This window comes from Saccharothrix sp. (assembly GCF_031180885.1).
Classification (GTDB): Bacteria; Actinomycetota; Actinomycetes; order Mycobacteriales; family Pseudonocardiaceae; genus Actinosynnema.
This window is the reverse complement of the sequence record NZ_JAPSLK010000009.1, coordinates 22,966-37,147: the sequence shown is the minus strand read 5'-3', so window position 1 is coordinate 37,147 and position 14,182 is coordinate 22,966. Positions and strand designations below refer to the sequence as shown.

Here is a 14,182-nt window from a genome sequence, read left to right as displayed (position 1 = left end):
TCGCTGTGGAACTGCTGCACAACGCGGTGCGGGCGTACGCGTGGGGTTCGCGTACCGCCATCGCCGAGCTGCTCGGGAGGGAGGTGCCCGCGCCGCACCCGGAGGCCGAGCTGTGGATGGGAGCCCACCCCGGCGACCCGTCCCGGGTGCTGCGGCCCGACGGCGAGCGCTCGCTGCTCGACCTGCTCGCCGAGGAGCCGGACGCCCAACTCGGGCCGCGCTGTGCCGAGCGGTGGGGCAGCCGGCTGCCGTTCCTGCTCAAGGTGCTGGCCGCCGACGAACCGCTGAGCCTGCAGGCGCACCCGTCGGCCGAGCAGGCCGCGCTGGGGTTCGCGCTGGAGGAGAAGAGCGGCGTGCCGATCGAGTCGTCGGTGCGCAACTACAAGGACCCGTCGGCCAAGCCGGAGCTGATCTGCGCGCTGACCGAGTTCCACGCGCTGGCCGGGTTCCGGGCGCCGGAGCGGACGGTGGCGCTGCTGCGGTCGCTGGAGGCGCCCGACCTGACCCCGTACACCGAGCTGCTGGCCGCGCAGCCGGACGAGGACGGCCTGCGCGCCCTGTTCACCACGCTCATCACCCTGCCGCAGCCGGCGCTGGACGCCCTGCTGCCGCAGGTGCTGGACGCGTGCGTGCTGCACGTGAAGGAGCGCGGCGAGTTCGACCTGGAGTGCCGCACCATCCTGGAGCTGGGCGAGGCGTACCCCGGTGACGCGGGCGTGCTGGCCGCGATGCTGCTCAACCGGCTGGTGCTCAAGCCCGGCGAGGCGATCCACCTGCCAGCCGGCAACCTGCACGCCTACCTGCACGGCACCGGCGTGGAGATCCTGGCCAACTCGGACAACGTGCTGCGCTGCGGCCTGACGCCCAAGCACGTGGACGTGCCCGAGCTGATGCGGGTGCTGGACTTCACGTGCGGCGACATGGCGGTGCTGGCGGGCGAGGAGACCCAGCCCGGCGTGTGGACGTACCGGACGCCCAGCCCCGAGTTCGAGCTGTCCCGCCTGGAGCTGGCCGCCGGCGGCGAGACCCGGGTCAACCACCACGGTCCGCAGATCCTGCTGGTGACGCAGGGACGCGCGAAGCTGGACTGCGGCGGCCAGGTCCTGGAGGTCTCGCGCGGCCAGTCGGTGTGGGTGCCCGCGGCGGACCCCGCGGTGGTCGTCACGGCCGACGCGCCCACCCGGCTTTTCCGGGCAACCGCAGGCAGCGACTAAGGTCTCGGCACTAGGGTCGACAGCGGCAAACCGGACGTTTTGGGTGAGGGAGCAACCGTGTCAGCAGGAGGCGGTACCAGGGCGATCATCGCCGCGTTGGTGGCCAACGCCGGGATCGCGTTGGCCAAGTTCGTCGGCTTCCTGATCACCGGGTCGTCGTCGATGCTCGCCGAGGCGGTGCACTCGGTGGCCGACACGTCGAACCAGGGCCTGTTGCTGCTGGGGCAGAAGACGTCCCAGCGCAAGGCCACGCTGAACCACCCGTTCGGCTTCGGTCGGGACCGGTACTTCTACTCGTTCGTCGTGGCGCTGCTGCTGTTCAGCCTCGGCTCGGTGTTCGCGCTGTACGAGGGCATCCACAAGCTGGAGGCCCACGAGCCGCTGTCGTCGCCGTGGGTCGCGGTGGGCATCCTGGTGGTCGCGATCGGCCTGGAGACCTACAGCTTCCGCACGGCGATCGTGGAGTCGAAGCTCATCAAGGGCGACGCGACGTGGTGGCAGTTCATCCGCCAGTCGAAGGTCCCCGAGCTGCCCGTGGTGCTCCTGGAGGACTTGGGCGCGCTGGTCGGCCTGGTGCTGGCGCTGTTCGGCGTGGGGCTGTCGATGATCACCGGCGACCCGGTGTGGGACGCCGTGGGCACCATCTGCATCGGCGTGCTGCTGGGCGTGATCGCGATCATCCTGATCGTGGAGATGAAGTCGCTGCTCATCGGCGAGGGTGCGGCTCCGGCGGAGCTGGACGTGATCGTGGACGAGCTGGCGGCGGGCAAGGTCCAGCGCGTCATCCACATCCGGACGCAGTACATCGGGCCGGACGAGCTGCTGGTGGCGGCGAAGATCGCGCTGAACCCGGGCTTGACGGTGGCGGAGGTGGCGGAGGCCATCGACTCGGCGGAGCAGCGGGTGCGGAACAAGGTCCCGGCGGCCCGGTTGATCTACTTGGAGCCGGACCTGGACCGGTCGCTGGCGACTTCGTAGAGGTCCGTGCGGCCGAGGACGACGAGCTGCTTTGCGGCGTACTCGTCGCCTCGGCGGGTCCGGTCTTCGAGTTCGGCGAACTGGCCGCGTTCCGCGAGGAGCGCGGCCAGTTCCCTTTGGGCGGGTATGAGCCCGACGTCGGCCATCGCCCGCAGCCTGGCGAGGTTGCCCGCGCGAGCCAGTCGCGTGGCCACCCACCTCTCCGGCCAGTACTCGGACGACCGGCACAGCGCGAGCGCCTCGGCTCCGCGACCGGCGTCGACGAGCAGGTCGGCGAGCAGCATGTACAGGTTGAACTCCTCCCAGGCCGCTTCCCGCCCCAGGCCGTCGAGGTGGTGGCGCAGCAGGTCGATCGCCTCCGCCCGCCGGTCGACGTCGACCAGGGCCGTTGCCAGCCGTTCGACACCGGCTCCCGACTGGGACGCGAGGGTGCGTGCGCGGTCCTCCTGGCCGGCGGCGAGCAGGAGTGCCAGGAGTCGTCGCGAGGGAACGACGTCCGGCACGCGAAGCTTGTCGACTTCAGCCACACCCGCCGCCACCCGGCCCGCAGCGAGTTCCTGCTCGGCGAGCCTCACACGGCTTGGAGCGAGCCGGTCGCGGCGAGCCGGCGGAGCATCAAGATGTTGCCCGCTTCGGCCAGGCGTTCCGCGAGCCCGTCAGGTGGTCCTGGGTCTCGTTCAGCCACAACACCACACCGGCCCGACCCCGGCCCTCACCACCGCCAACAGGTCCTCGGCAGTGCGCGGGTACACCACCGGCCAATCGGGGAAGTGCCGCAGCACCGCCTCGTACAACGCCCGGGTCTTGCCGGTGGACGACTCACCCGTCAGCACCACCATCACCGGCCGACGAGCAGCCAACAGCGCATCAAGCTCATCGTCGTGCGCACGCCGCACATAAGGCGGCAAATCAGGCAAACGGCCCGCGCCCACCGTGATCGCCGGGTGGACATCCAGGTCGAATGGATGCCACTCCGCGATCCCACGCGCGGTGGGCGCGGGCCGTCCAAGAACACCGAAGTGAACGCCCCCGGTGATCGAGCCGGCCTGGACGACGGTGGTCGCCTCGCCGGACAGCTCGTTGTGCACCGGATCGGTCACGTCGATCGACGCTACGGCACCTCGTCCGGCTTCACCACGGGCACGTTGGTGACCCCGTGCCCCTTGCCCAGCAACGAGTGCCGCCGGCTGTAGACGAAGTACACGAGAACGCCCAGCGCCATCCACGCCAGGAACCGGACCCACGTCAACGCGGTCAGGTTCAGCATCAGCCACACGCACGCGGCGATCGACAGGATAGGCACCAACGGCACCAGCGGCACCCGGAAGCCCCGCGGCAGGTCCGGGCGGGTCTTGCGCAGCACCAGGACACCCGCCGACACCAGCACGAACGCGAACAGCGTGCCGACGTTGACCATCTCCTCCAGCTTGCCCGCCGGGAAGAAGCCCGCCGCGATCGCGACCAGCACGCCGATGAGGACCGTGATCCGGTACGGCGTGCCGTGCGTGCCGGTGCGCGCCAGGCCGCGCGGCAACAGGCCGTCGCGGGACATCGCGAACAGCACTCGCGACTGGCCCAGCATCAGCACCATCACGACCGTCGTCAGACCGGCCAGCGCGCCGACCGAGATGACCGTCGCCGCCCAGTCCACGCCGTTCTCCGCGAACGCCGTGGCCAGGGTCGCGCGGGACCCGTCCGGCTGGGTCTTCAGCCGGTCGTAGGGCAGCATGCCGGTGATCACCAGCGACACCGCCACGTACAGCACGGTCACGATCGCCAGCGACCCGAGGATGCCCCGCGGCACCGCCTTCTGCGGGTTCTTCGTCTCCTCGGCGGTGGTGGCGACCACGTCGAAGCCGATGAACGCGAAGAACACCAGCGACGCCGCCGCGAGCAGCCCCAGCACGCCGTACGTGCTGCCCTCGAAGCCGGTGAGCAGCGAGAACAGCGACTGCTCCAACCCGGTCGCGGTGGACCCGCCGGTCTGCGCGGGCGGGATGTACGGGCTGTAGTTCGCGGCCTTGACGTAGCCGATGCCCAGCACGATCACCAGCAGCACCACGGCGACCTTCACCGCGGTGATCACGGCGCTGACCCGCGAGGACAGCTTGGTGCCCACGACCAGCAGCACGATCAGCGTGGTGACCAGCAGCAGCGAGCCCCAGTCGACCTCGAACCCGGCGACGACTGCGGTCGTCTTCAGGTCCAGGCCCAGCTGCCCCAGCACCGTCTGGAGGTACAGCGACCACCCCTTGGCCACCGCCGCCGCGCCGACCGCGAACTCCAGCACCAGGTCCCAGCCGATGATCCACGCCATGAACTCGCCGAACGTGGCGTACGAGAACGTGTACGCGCTGCCCGCCACCGGCACGGTCGACGCGAACTCCGCGTAGCACAGCGCGGCCAGCGCGCAGGCCACCGCGGCGAGCACGAACGCCAGCGACACCGACGGCCCGGCGAGGTTGCCCGCCGTGGAGGCGGTCAGCGTGAAGATGCCCGCGCCGATGACGACGGCGACGCCGAACACCGTGAGGTCCCACGCGGTGAGGTCTTTGCGGAGCCTGGTGTCCGGCTCGTCGGTGTCGGCGATCGACTGTTCGATCGACTTGGTGCGCCAAAGCCCGTTCCCCGGCACGGTGCTTCTCCTCCTCGTCGAGGGTTGTCCTGACGGCGGACCAGCCTGGATGCCGGCCGTCACCGGGTAGCTTTCCCCACATGACCGTGCTCTGCCTGGACGTGGGCTCGACGTGGACCAAGGGCGCCCTGGTGTCGGCGACCGGCGACCTGCTCGGGACCGCGCAGCGGCCGACGTCGCCGCCGGAGGTGCTGGACGGGGTCGCCGCGGTGTCGGCCGAGTTGGGCGGTGCGGACGAGGTGCTGGCCTGCTCGTCGGCGGGCGGTGGGCTGCGGCTCGCGGTGGTGGGGCAGGAGCGGCTGGTCAGCGCCGAGGCGGGGTACCGGGTGGCGCTGTCCGCGGGTGCCCGCGTGGTGCACGTCTCGGCGGGGCTGCTGGACGGTGCCGGCCTGCGGGCGCTGCGCGCGGCGAAGCCGGACCTGGTGCTGCTGGTCGGCGGCACGGACGGCGGCGACACGTCGGTGCTGCTGCACAACGCGGACCGCATCGGCCGCAACCGCCTGGCCTGCCCGATCGTGCTGGCGGGCAACGTCGAGGCGCGCTCGCGAGCCCTGGACCTCCTGGCCGGCCGCACGGTGGTGGCGGCGGACAACGTCCTGCCGGACGTGGGCGAGTTGGCCCCCGGCCCGGCCAGGTCGGCGATCCGCGAGGTCTTCCTGCGGCACGTGATCGGCGGCAAGGGCCTGTCCCGGGGACCGCGCTTCCGCCGCTTGGTGCGGGCTGTGACGCCGGACGCGGTCCTGAAGGGCGTGTCTCGGCTGGCCACACAGGACAGTGAGGGCGCCGTGCTGGTGGTGGATGTGGGCGGCGCCACAACCGACGTCTACTCGGCAGTGTCCACTGTGGACACCAAGGAGCGCACCGTGGCGCTTCCGCCGGACCGCCGCACCGTCGAGGGCGACCTGGGGATGCGCTGGTCCGCGCCCGGTGTCGTGACCGAGGCGGTGACCGAGAAGCTGATCGACAAGGCCGAAGCCGCCGTCCTGGCGACGGAAGCCGACCGCCGGGCCGCGGACGTCCGCTACCTGGCCGAGGACCCCGCCGTCGACCTCCGCCTGGCCGCCCTGGCCGCGGTCCTGGCCGTCCGCCGGCACCTGCGCCTGGTCGACGGCCAACTGGGCCCGCAGGGCGCGGGCCGCCTGGTGCTGTCCGGCGGCGTGTTCCGCCACGCGCCCGATCTGTCCGAAGTGGACCGGACGCTGCGCGAGGACCCCGTGCTGCGCCCGATCCTCAAGTCGGCCGCCATCTCGGTGGACCGCTCCTACGTCCTGGCCCCGGCGGGCCTGCTCGCCGACACCGGCCGCACCGAGGCCGCCGACCGCCTGCTCACGAACCTGGGGTGAGCCTCCCCACTGGGGTGGACGTCACAACGTGCGCGTCACATCCCGCTGGGTGCGCGTCACATCCCGCCGAACCGGCGCAACCGGTCGAGGTCCGGGATCAGCACGTCCCGCCGGACGTGGCTCACCACGACACCCGCCTTCCGCAGGTCGCTGAACGCCTTCTCGGCCGTCCGGGGCTTCATCCCGGCGATGGAGGCCAGTTCGACCTTGGTCAGCGGGATGCCGAGCACCCAGCCCCCGGCCTGCTCGGTGCCGTGGGTGCCGACCAGTTCGGCGAGCACGCGCGCGACGCGTTCCGCCGCCGGCCGGGCGAGGAAGTCGCGGCGGCGGTCGTTGACCCAGCGCAGGCGCTCGTTGAGCATCGTGATCAGCTCCACGAACATGTCCGTGCGCCGGTGCAGGAACGCCATCAGCTCCTTCGACGTGATCAGCCGGGCCACGACGTCGCCGCAGGTCACGACGGTCGCCGAGCGCGGTCTGCCGTCCATCGCGGCCATCTCGCCGACCAGGTCGCCGCGCCCGCGCACGCCCAGCAGGCCGGTCTCCCCGGACTCGTCGGTGACCTGGACCTTCACCACCCCGTCGAGCAGGAGCAGGGCGTGGTTGTCCGTCGCGCCCTGCTCGATGACGCGCCGGTCCGCCGGGTAGCGCACCAGCGCGCCGATGCCCAGCAGCTCCTGCCGGGTGGCCGGCCGCAGCCGGTCCATGAGGGTGCGGACGGGCCAGTCCTGTTCAGCCATCTCCACCCCCGCTGAGAGGTTCCACATGGGAGAAGAGGGCCGACGGCACGGCCCGGTACTGCTCCATCCGGGCGGTGCCGAACCCCGTCCTCACCCGCCCGGGACGACATCGGGTGACGACGTCGGTCCGGGCGCGTTGCGCGCCACCGGCAGGACCAGGCCGGGTGCCGCGGTCGGCGCGGCCAGGTCCTCCAGGCCGGCCGCGACCGCCACCGCCCGGTCCCACTCCGGGTCGGACGTGTAGTCGGCGTGCCGGTTCACGCCCGGCGCCCACCGCCGCCCCGGGAACGGGCCGCGCTGCGGGTCCGGCAGCCAGTGGTCGCCGCCGAGCACCAACGCCCCGGTCGGGCCGCGCTGCGCGGGCGGGAGGGCGCCGGTCGTCCCGTCCGGCAGGAAGCCCACGCCCAGCAACATGCCGTCGAACACCTGCCGGCCCCACGTCGTCACCGCCCCGCCCAACGGATCGGTGCCCCGGCACAGCGCCCGCCACCGCCCGTTCAAGCCACCCGACAACGCGGCCAGCGAGCTGTGCGGCACGACCGCCGGGAAAGCGCGCTGGTACGCCCACTGCAACTGCGACCCCGTGGTCACCAGGCCCAGCCGCGCCACCTGGTCCTCGGGCAGCTCCTCCACCAGCCGGGCCGCCGCCACCGCCGCCAGCAGCGAGCCCTGCGAGTGCCCGGCCAGCACCACCCGCGTGCCGGGGTCGGCCAGGTGCTCCCGCACCCGCGACACCAGTTCCGGCACCACCTTCAACGCGTAGCAGGGCGGCACGACCGGATGCGCCTCGCGCGGCCAGAACGCCGCCAGGTCGGCCAGCACCCCGAGTTGCCGCGCGGTGTCCGGTCGCCGGGCCGCCAACCACACCGCCCGCAGCAACGACAGCGCCAGCACGGCCAGCACCACGACCCCCGCCGCCGCGAACGGCCGCGCCCACCCCGGCGGGTCGACCTCGCGCAGCCGCAGCACCGCCGCCGGCACCGCGCCCGCCACCAGCACCCCGGCCGCGATCAGCACCACGTGGTGGCTGTGCCGCTGCTGCCACCGCGCCCACCACCAGGCCCGCGCCGCCCGCACGACGTCCCGCGCCCGACCGGAGTGCAGCAGCGCCGCCTCCCGCGCCCACTCCTCGCCCCGGCGCAGCGCGCTCCACCGCACCATCCCCGTGGTCAACGCCATCACCAGCACCGCGGCCAGCCCCGCCACCCCGGCCAAGCCCCACAGCAGCGCGATGTAGTCGTACCCGCGCGGCAGCACGCCGTGCCCGAGCAGCCGCCGCAGCGTCAGCGCCAGACCCGCCCCGAACCCGCCGCCCAGCAGCGCCGCGACCGCCACCACGGGCGCGGCCATCCACCCGCCCGCCCACGGCCGCTGGTCGCGCGGCAGGTCCCGCCAGGCCCGCCGGGCCAGCAACGCCGCCGGCACCAGCAGCAGACCCAGGCCCACGCACACCAGCGCGACCAGCGCCGCCACCACCTGAACGGCCAGGTCCGCGCCCGGCAACCGGTCCGGCAGCCGCGTCAACAACCCCACCGCCACCGCGAACACCGCCCACGCGCACCCCAGCAGCACCCGCCGCGGCCGACGTCCGAGCACAGCCCGCAGCCACCGGCCACCCCGGTGCGGCGCGCCGCCGGTCGGGTCGTCCAGCAGCATCCCGGCCAGCGCGGCGAACCCGACCAGCGCCACGCCCAGCCCCCAGCACACCCACAGCGCCACACCGTGCCGCCCGGGCGCGACCAGCGGCCCCAGCGGCCCGCCCAACCCGACCACCACGGCCGTCCCCAGCGCCGCCACGAGGTGCAGCACCCGCAGCGCGGGCACGTCCGGGTCCGTCGCCACGTGCGCACCGGGCAGGCTCGACCCCACTGGGCCGGACGCCGGCACGTGCTTGCGCTCGATCCGCCAGTCCACACTGGACACCCGGTGCAGCACGAGCACCACCAGCGCGATCGGCGCCATCCCGACCACCGACCGCAGCCACGGCAGGTCGACGAACGGCCCCCACAGGCACGTCGACCCGGGCGCGAGGCACTGCGCGGCCACCAGGTCCAGGCTGATCACCGCCACCTGCGCCACCAGCAGCACGGTCAGCAGCAGCGCCGCGAGCCGCAAGAGCGCCCGCAGCGCGACCCCGAGCAGGTGCGCGGACACCGACCCGGCGGGCACCGGCGGCAGCATCCAGTGCGCCACGTTCGCCAGCGAGAACGGGAACAGCAACGCCCACGTCGCCTTCGCCCACCCGCCGGAGGTCATCCCGCCCCACACGTACCCCTCGACCACCCGCGGCACCGGCCGCCCGCCCGCCTGGAGCACCGGCCCCGGCGCCGGTCTGCGCAGCCGGTCGGCCGGGCGCACGATCCGCCCCAGCCCGTCACCGGCGACGTCCACCGCGGCCACCGCGTCCACCAGGGACTGCGGGGTGGTGCCCTGGACGCCGTGCACGCGCAGTTCGACCACCCGGGTGTCGGGGCCGGGAATCAGCACGAAACCTCCCGCGAGCCGTCCTCGCCAGCCCCGCCATAGTGGTGCATCGCCGGTCCGGTCGCAGCCGACCCGGAGCCCCGGCGTGGCGGGCGGTAGGGTCGGCAGCCGACCCCGAGATGGAGGAACCCGTCATGACCGCCGAGAGGCTCCAGACCCGCAACGGCATCGATTTCGCCGTGGCCGACCTCTCCCAGGCTGAGTTCGGCCGCAAGGAGATCCGCCTGGCCGAGCACGAGATGCCCGGTTTGATGGCGCTGCGGCGCGAGTACTCCGAGGTGTACCCGCTGAAGGGGGCGCGGATCTCCGGCTCGCTGCACATGACCGTGCAGACCGCCGTGCTCATCGAGACGCTGGTGTCCCTCGGCGCCGAGGTCCGCTGGGCCTCGTGCAACATCTTCTCCACCCAGGACCACGCCGCCGCGGCGGTCGTGGTGGGCCCGCACGGCACCGTCGAGGAGCCCAAGGGCGTGCCGGTGTTCGCCTGGAAGGGCGAGACGCTGGAGGAGTACTGGTGGACCGCCGAGCAGATGCTGACCTGGCCCGACGGCGGCGGCCCGAACATGATCCTCGACGACGGCGGTGACGCCACCCTGCTGGTCCACAAGGGCGTCCAGTACGAGAAGGCGGGCGTCGTGCCGGCGGCCTCGGAGGACGACCCGGAGGAGTGGCAGATCGTCCTGGAGACGCTGCGCAAGTCGCTGGCGGCGGACTCCGGCAAGTGGACCAAGATCGCCGAGGGCATCCGCGGCGTGACCGAGGAGACCACGACGGGCGTCATGCGCCTGTACCAGCTGGCGGCGGCCGGCGAACTGCTGTTCCCGGCGATCAACGTCAACGACGCGGTCACCAAGTCGAAGTTCGACAACCGCTACGGCATCCGCCACTCCCTGATCGACGGCATCAACCGCGGCACCGACGTGCTGATGGGCGGCAAGGTGGCCGTGATCTGCGGTTACGGCGACGTCGGCAAGGGTGCGGCGGAGTCCCTGCGCGGCCAGGGCGCCCGGATCATCGTCACCGAGATCGACCCGATCTGCGCGCTTCAGGCCGCGATGGACGGCTACGACGTGCAGGTGCTCGAGGATGTTCTGGACAAGGCCGACATCGTGATCACCACGACCGGCAACAAGGACGTCGTGCGCATCGAGCACATGGAGCGCATGAAGCACCAGGCGATCGTCGGCAACATCGGCCACTTCGACAACGAGATCGACATGGCCGGCCTCCAGCGGTACCCCGGGATCCAGCGGATCAACATCAAGCCGCAGGTCGACGAGTGGGTGTTCCCGGACGGGCACAGCATCCTGGTCCTGTCCGAGGGCCGCCTGCTCAACCTGGGCAACGCGACCGGCCACCCGAGCTTCGTGATGTCCAACTCGTTCTCCAACCAGGTGATCGCGCAGGTCGAGCTGTTCACCAAGCACCAGGAGTACGACAAGGAGGTCTACCGCCTCCCGAAGAAGCTCGACGAGAAGGTCGCCCGCATCCACCTGGAGGCGCTCGGCGGCAAGCTCACCAAGCTGACGAAGGACCAGGCGGAGTACATCGACGTCGACGTCGAGGGCCCCTACAAGCCCGAGCACTACCGCTACTGAGTCGAATGGCGCGACTGGCGTCGCGCGGCTCGGCCGCCCGGGAGGTCGGCTCATCGCGCCGCGTTTCCCGCCGATCGAAGAGCGTGATCGTCGGGAAAGGCGGCGCGAGAAGCCGACGGCGGCCTCGCAAGGTATGCCCACGGCCCGGAGCCTCGGCTCCGGGCCGTTCCGCGTTCACGCCCCATGATCCGTAACGCCGAAATCATTTCCCGCGATGCACGAATGCCATCGCAGACAGTGACATCGAGGGGGCGCGAGCGTGGCGTTGTTCGGAAACAGGGAGAACCCGGAGGCAGCGGCGCTGTACGACCAGTTGATGGGCGCGCAAGCCACGATCAACGAACTGCGCGGCTGGGTGCACCAACTCCGCGGTGCGGGCGCTCAGGCCGCGGAAGCCGAGCTGCGTGATCTTCGAGCGGCCGTCGACCAGCAGAAAGCCACCTTCGACGCGTTAGGTGCATCGCGGCGACAACTGTCCGCCGAGCTGGCGGCCCTGCAATCGCAGCTGGTCGAGACCCGCGAGCTGGCCCTTCTCCAAGAAGTCGGCGTCTACGAGTACGCGCACCCCTTGGACGACGTCCTCGCTTACAAGGAGGCGTTGGCGACGCTGAAGCAGCGCATCAAGGACGCCGCCAAGGGCGACGCTGTCACCAGTCAGGTGAACTGGGCGGTCAACGGCTCGGTCAAGGAAGGCCAGAAGCTCGGCCGGGACATGGCCAAGCTGATGCTCCGCGCCTACAACGCCGAGGCCGACAACGCGGTCCGCTCGGTCAAGCCGCACACCCGCGAGTCGGTCAAGGAGAAGCTCTCCAAGACCCGCGAGACCGTCGGCAAGCTGGGCGCGCTCATGGGCATCTCCATCTCTCTCGACTACCACCGCCTCCGCCTGGTCGAGATCGACCTCACCGCCGACCACCTCGTCAAAGCCGAGTACGAGCGCGAAGAGGCGAAGGCCCACCGCGAGAGGCTGCGCGAGGAGGCCAAGGTCGCCAAGGAGATCGAGCGGGAGCGGGCGAAGCTGGCCAAGGAACGGGCGCACTTCGCCGCCGTGGTCGCGCGGCTGGAGGCCAACGGCGACCTCGAAGCCCTCGCCAAGGCCCGCGAGCAACTGGCCGAGGTCGACCAGGCGATCGCGGGCGTGGACGAGCGGGCCGCCAACCAGCGCGCCGGGTACGTCTACGTAATCTCCAACATCGGCGCGTTCGGCCCGGCCATGGTCAAGATCGGCATGACCCGCCGCCTCGACCCGATGGACCGCGTCCGCGAACTCGGCGACGCCTCGGTGCCGTTCCGGTTCGACACGCACGCCCTGTTCTTCTCCACCGACGCGGTGGCGCTGGAAACCGCCCTCCACCAGCGGTTGGCGCACAAGCGGGTGAACCTGGTCAACAACCGGCGCGAGTTCTTCTACGCCACGCCCGCCGAGGTGCGGGAACTGCTGCTCGACCTGGGTGACGACCACGTCCTGGAGTTCACCGAGACCGCCGAGGCGGTGGAGTGGCGCGCGTCCGACCCGAGGCGGCGCGGCGCGACCCCCGTACCGGTGGCGGTCGGCGCGCACACCGACGCCGGCGGCGACGGCGACCTGTCCGACGACGGGGGCGAGTGATGACCCGTCCCGCCGCCTGGCTCCCCGACCCTCTCGACGACGCCCTGGTCCGCTACTGGGACGGCCACCGCTGGACCTTCCACACCGCCGTCCGCCAGATCGCGCAAACCGTGGCAGCGGCACCACCGCCGCAGCCCTCACCACCCCCGGCGCTCCGCCCGGACGTGGCCTCCGCCGTCGAGCGCACACGTGGAGCGCTGATGGGCTCGATGAAAGAGATCAACCTCCTCCCGGGCTACCTGTACCCGGAGGAACGCGTACTGGCCCTGACCTCGGCCCAGGGCGAAGGCTTCGGAGTGCTCGCCTGCACGGACCGCCGCCTGCTGTTCCTGTTCGTGGGCGTCCTGCGAAAGCAGTTCATCCAGGTCGACTGGAACCAGACAAAGGGCATCACCTACGACCGAACCTCGAAGGCCTTCGCCGTCTACACGACCAAACCCACAAGACGAGCCATACCGGCGTTCTCGGTACGGGTCGCCCGGGTCGAGGACGCCCAAGCAGTGGCCCAAGCAGCGCAAATGGCCTCATCCGCACCCCGACTGGACGTCTACTAGGCGCTCCACTCCACGCCGATGCCCGCGGTCCCCGGCCCGATGTCCGTGAAATACGCGCTCACCACCCCGCCGATCCCGCACACCAAGTCCTCCACGTCCACCGGCACGGTGTTCGGCTCGGCCCGGAACTGCTTGGTGCACCGGGCCGGCAGTGCTCGGCGGCTGAAGGCGAGTTGGAGCAGGTAGCTGCGGCACGGGGTGCGGAAGGTGCGGACGTGGCCGGGGGTCGGGCCGCCGGTGTCGTCGACCACGGTGAAGCAGAAGACGTGCTCCTCGCCCTCGTCCAGCCGGCGGTCGAACAGCAGCTCGAAGACCAGGGTCCTGGGTTGCCGGCGGAGTCTGCCCTGCCGGCACCCCTCGGCCGGTCTGACCAGGGCGTTCTCCACCGCCGAGCCTTCGTCGCCCCGGTGCACGGCCAGGAACCGGTCCGGCCCCGACCGCAGCGCCCGCACCACCAGCCGCGTGGTCACGGTGCGGCGTTCGCGTTGGGGGCCGACCAGGACGGTGTCGTGGGCGGACAGCACCTCCAGGTCCCGGTTGTCCGGCACGGCCTCGAAGTCCGTCGGGGCGACCCAGGTGGGCTCCGCATATCCCCGCGTCGGGCGCGGCTGGGGACGAGTGCCGACCAGGGCGACCAGCGAATCGGCGGGCAACCGCAGCACAGTCTCCAGGGCGCGGACGGTCTCCAACGCCCGCGGCACCTCCGGGTGACGCAAGCCCCGCTGCCAGTAACTCAGCGTCGACTGCCCGACCTGCACGCCGTGCTGCCCGAGGTGCGCCCGCAACCGGGCCAGGGAAAGCCCGCGGTGCGCGATGGCGTCGTGCAGCGCGCGGTGGAACGGGCCGTAACGCAGCGTCTCGGCCAGGGCGCGCGGCAACCCGGGTGGGTGGTCGACCGACTCGGCCGACGTGGCGTGGCCGGAATCCGCGGTCACCGCGGCACCACCCTCTTCCGCACAGGCCCCAGGTTGGGAACACCGTAGTCACTCGTTCTGGTGAGAGAAAGATCGCCCAGTCACCCGACTGG

The 14,182-nt window shown here is 71.9% G+C and carries 12 protein-coding genes; 6 read left to right on the top strand and 6 right to left on the bottom strand.

Translation table 11 applies throughout. From position 1 onward, the window contains the following. Window positions 1-5 precede the first annotated feature (5 nt). Together manA and RIN75_RS14230 are read left to right on the top strand one after the other, a co-directional pair. Window positions 6-1,214 (top strand): mannose-6-phosphate isomerase, class I, encoded by a 1,209-nt coding sequence (manA, locus tag RIN75_RS14235; RefSeq protein ID WP_309112372.1) that lies wholly within the window; start codon window positions 6-8, stop codon window positions 1,212-1,214. Between the two features lie 57 nt (window positions 1,215-1,271). Next, window positions 1,272-2,192, top strand: a complete 921-nt coding sequence (locus tag RIN75_RS14230; protein WP_309112371.1) for a cation diffusion facilitator family transporter — start codon at window positions 1,272-1,274, stop codon at window positions 2,190-2,192. Here the strand turns inward: RIN75_RS14230 and RIN75_RS14225 are convergent. The 3 genes from RIN75_RS14225 to RIN75_RS14215 form a co-directional block, all read right to left on the bottom strand. Next, complete coding sequence (locus RIN75_RS14225) at window positions 2,150-2,719, bottom strand: hypothetical protein (RefSeq protein WP_309112370.1); 570 nt, start codon at window positions 2,717-2,719, stop codon at window positions 2,150-2,152. The genes RIN75_RS14230 and RIN75_RS14225 overlap by 43 nt on opposite strands. 150 nt (window positions 2,720-2,869) lie before the next feature. Beyond that, a complete protein-coding gene (locus tag RIN75_RS14220; RefSeq protein ID WP_309112369.1) occupies window positions 2,870-3,292 on the bottom strand; it encodes a hypothetical protein in 423 nt (140 codons plus the stop codon). 11 nt (window positions 3,293-3,303) lie between these two features. Next, window positions 3,304-4,827: an amino acid permease gene (locus RIN75_RS14215; protein ID WP_309112368.1), complete on the bottom strand. Its 1,524-nt coding sequence runs from the start codon at window positions 4,825-4,827 to the stop codon at window positions 3,304-3,306. Between the two features lie 80 nt (window positions 4,828-4,907). On the opposite strand from RIN75_RS14215, the gene RIN75_RS14210 reads away from it, so the two are divergent. Continuing rightward, the gene (locus RIN75_RS14210; protein ID WP_309112367.1) at window positions 4,908-6,170 is read left to right on the top strand and encodes a glutamate mutase L; all 1,263 of its coding nucleotides are present in this window, start codon (window positions 4,908-4,910) and stop codon (window positions 6,168-6,170) included. Window positions 6,171-6,226: 56 nt separating this feature from the next. Here the strand turns inward: RIN75_RS14210 and RIN75_RS14205 are convergent, their stop codons facing one another. Further along, window positions 6,227-6,910 (bottom strand): Crp/Fnr family transcriptional regulator, encoded by a 684-nt coding sequence (locus RIN75_RS14205; protein ID WP_309112366.1) that lies wholly within the window; start codon window positions 6,908-6,910, stop codon window positions 6,227-6,229. Window positions 6,911-7,000: 90 nt separating this feature from the next. Then, a complete protein-coding gene (locus tag RIN75_RS14200) occupies window positions 7,001-9,397 on the bottom strand; it encodes a hypothetical protein (protein ID WP_309112365.1) in 2,397 nt (798 codons plus the stop codon). 131 nt (window positions 9,398-9,528) lie between these two features. Between RIN75_RS14200 and ahcY the strand changes: the two genes are divergently transcribed. The 3 genes from ahcY to RIN75_RS14185 all read left to right on the top strand — a co-directional run bounded on the left by ahcY (window position 9,529) and on the right by RIN75_RS14185 (window position 13,155). Beyond that, window positions 9,529-10,992, top strand: coding sequence for an adenosylhomocysteinase (gene ahcY, locus RIN75_RS14195; protein WP_309112364.1), 1,464 nt, complete (start codon window positions 9,529-9,531; stop codon window positions 10,990-10,992). Window positions 10,993-11,251: 259 nt separating this feature from the next. Then, entirely contained in the window at window positions 11,252-12,601 is a 1,350-nt protein-coding gene (locus RIN75_RS14190) for a DUF4041 domain-containing protein (protein ID WP_309112363.1), read from the top strand. After that, entirely contained in the window at window positions 12,601-13,155 is a 555-nt protein-coding gene (locus RIN75_RS14185) for a DUF2510 domain-containing protein (RefSeq protein ID WP_309112362.1), read from the top strand. Before RIN75_RS14190 ends, RIN75_RS14185 begins: the two co-directional genes overlap by 1 nt. Here the strand turns inward: RIN75_RS14185 and RIN75_RS14180 are convergent. Continuing rightward, on the bottom strand, window positions 13,152-14,090 hold the full coding sequence (locus tag RIN75_RS14180) for a hypothetical protein (protein ID WP_309112361.1): 939 nt from the start codon (window positions 14,088-14,090) through the stop codon (window positions 13,152-13,154). The genes RIN75_RS14185 and RIN75_RS14180 overlap by 4 nt on opposite strands. Window positions 14,091-14,182: the final 92 nt, after the last annotated feature.

Excerpts from the sequence above, each read along its gene's own strand:
- RIN75_RS14210 (WP_309112367.1), top strand. The coding sequence starts at position 4,908 with ATGACCGTGCTCTGCCTGGACGTGGGCTCGACGTGGACCAAGGGCGCC.
- RIN75_RS14205 (WP_309112366.1), bottom strand. The coding sequence starts at position 6,910 with ATGGCTGAACAGGACTGGCCCGTCCGCACCCTCATGGACCGGCTGCGG.
- ahcY (WP_309112364.1), top strand. The coding sequence starts at position 9,529 with ATGACCGCCGAGAGGCTCCAGACCCGCAACGGCATCGATTTCGCCGTG.
- RIN75_RS14185 (WP_309112362.1), top strand. The coding sequence starts at position 12,601 with ATGACCCGTCCCGCCGCCTGGCTCCCCGACCCTCTCGACGACGCCCTG.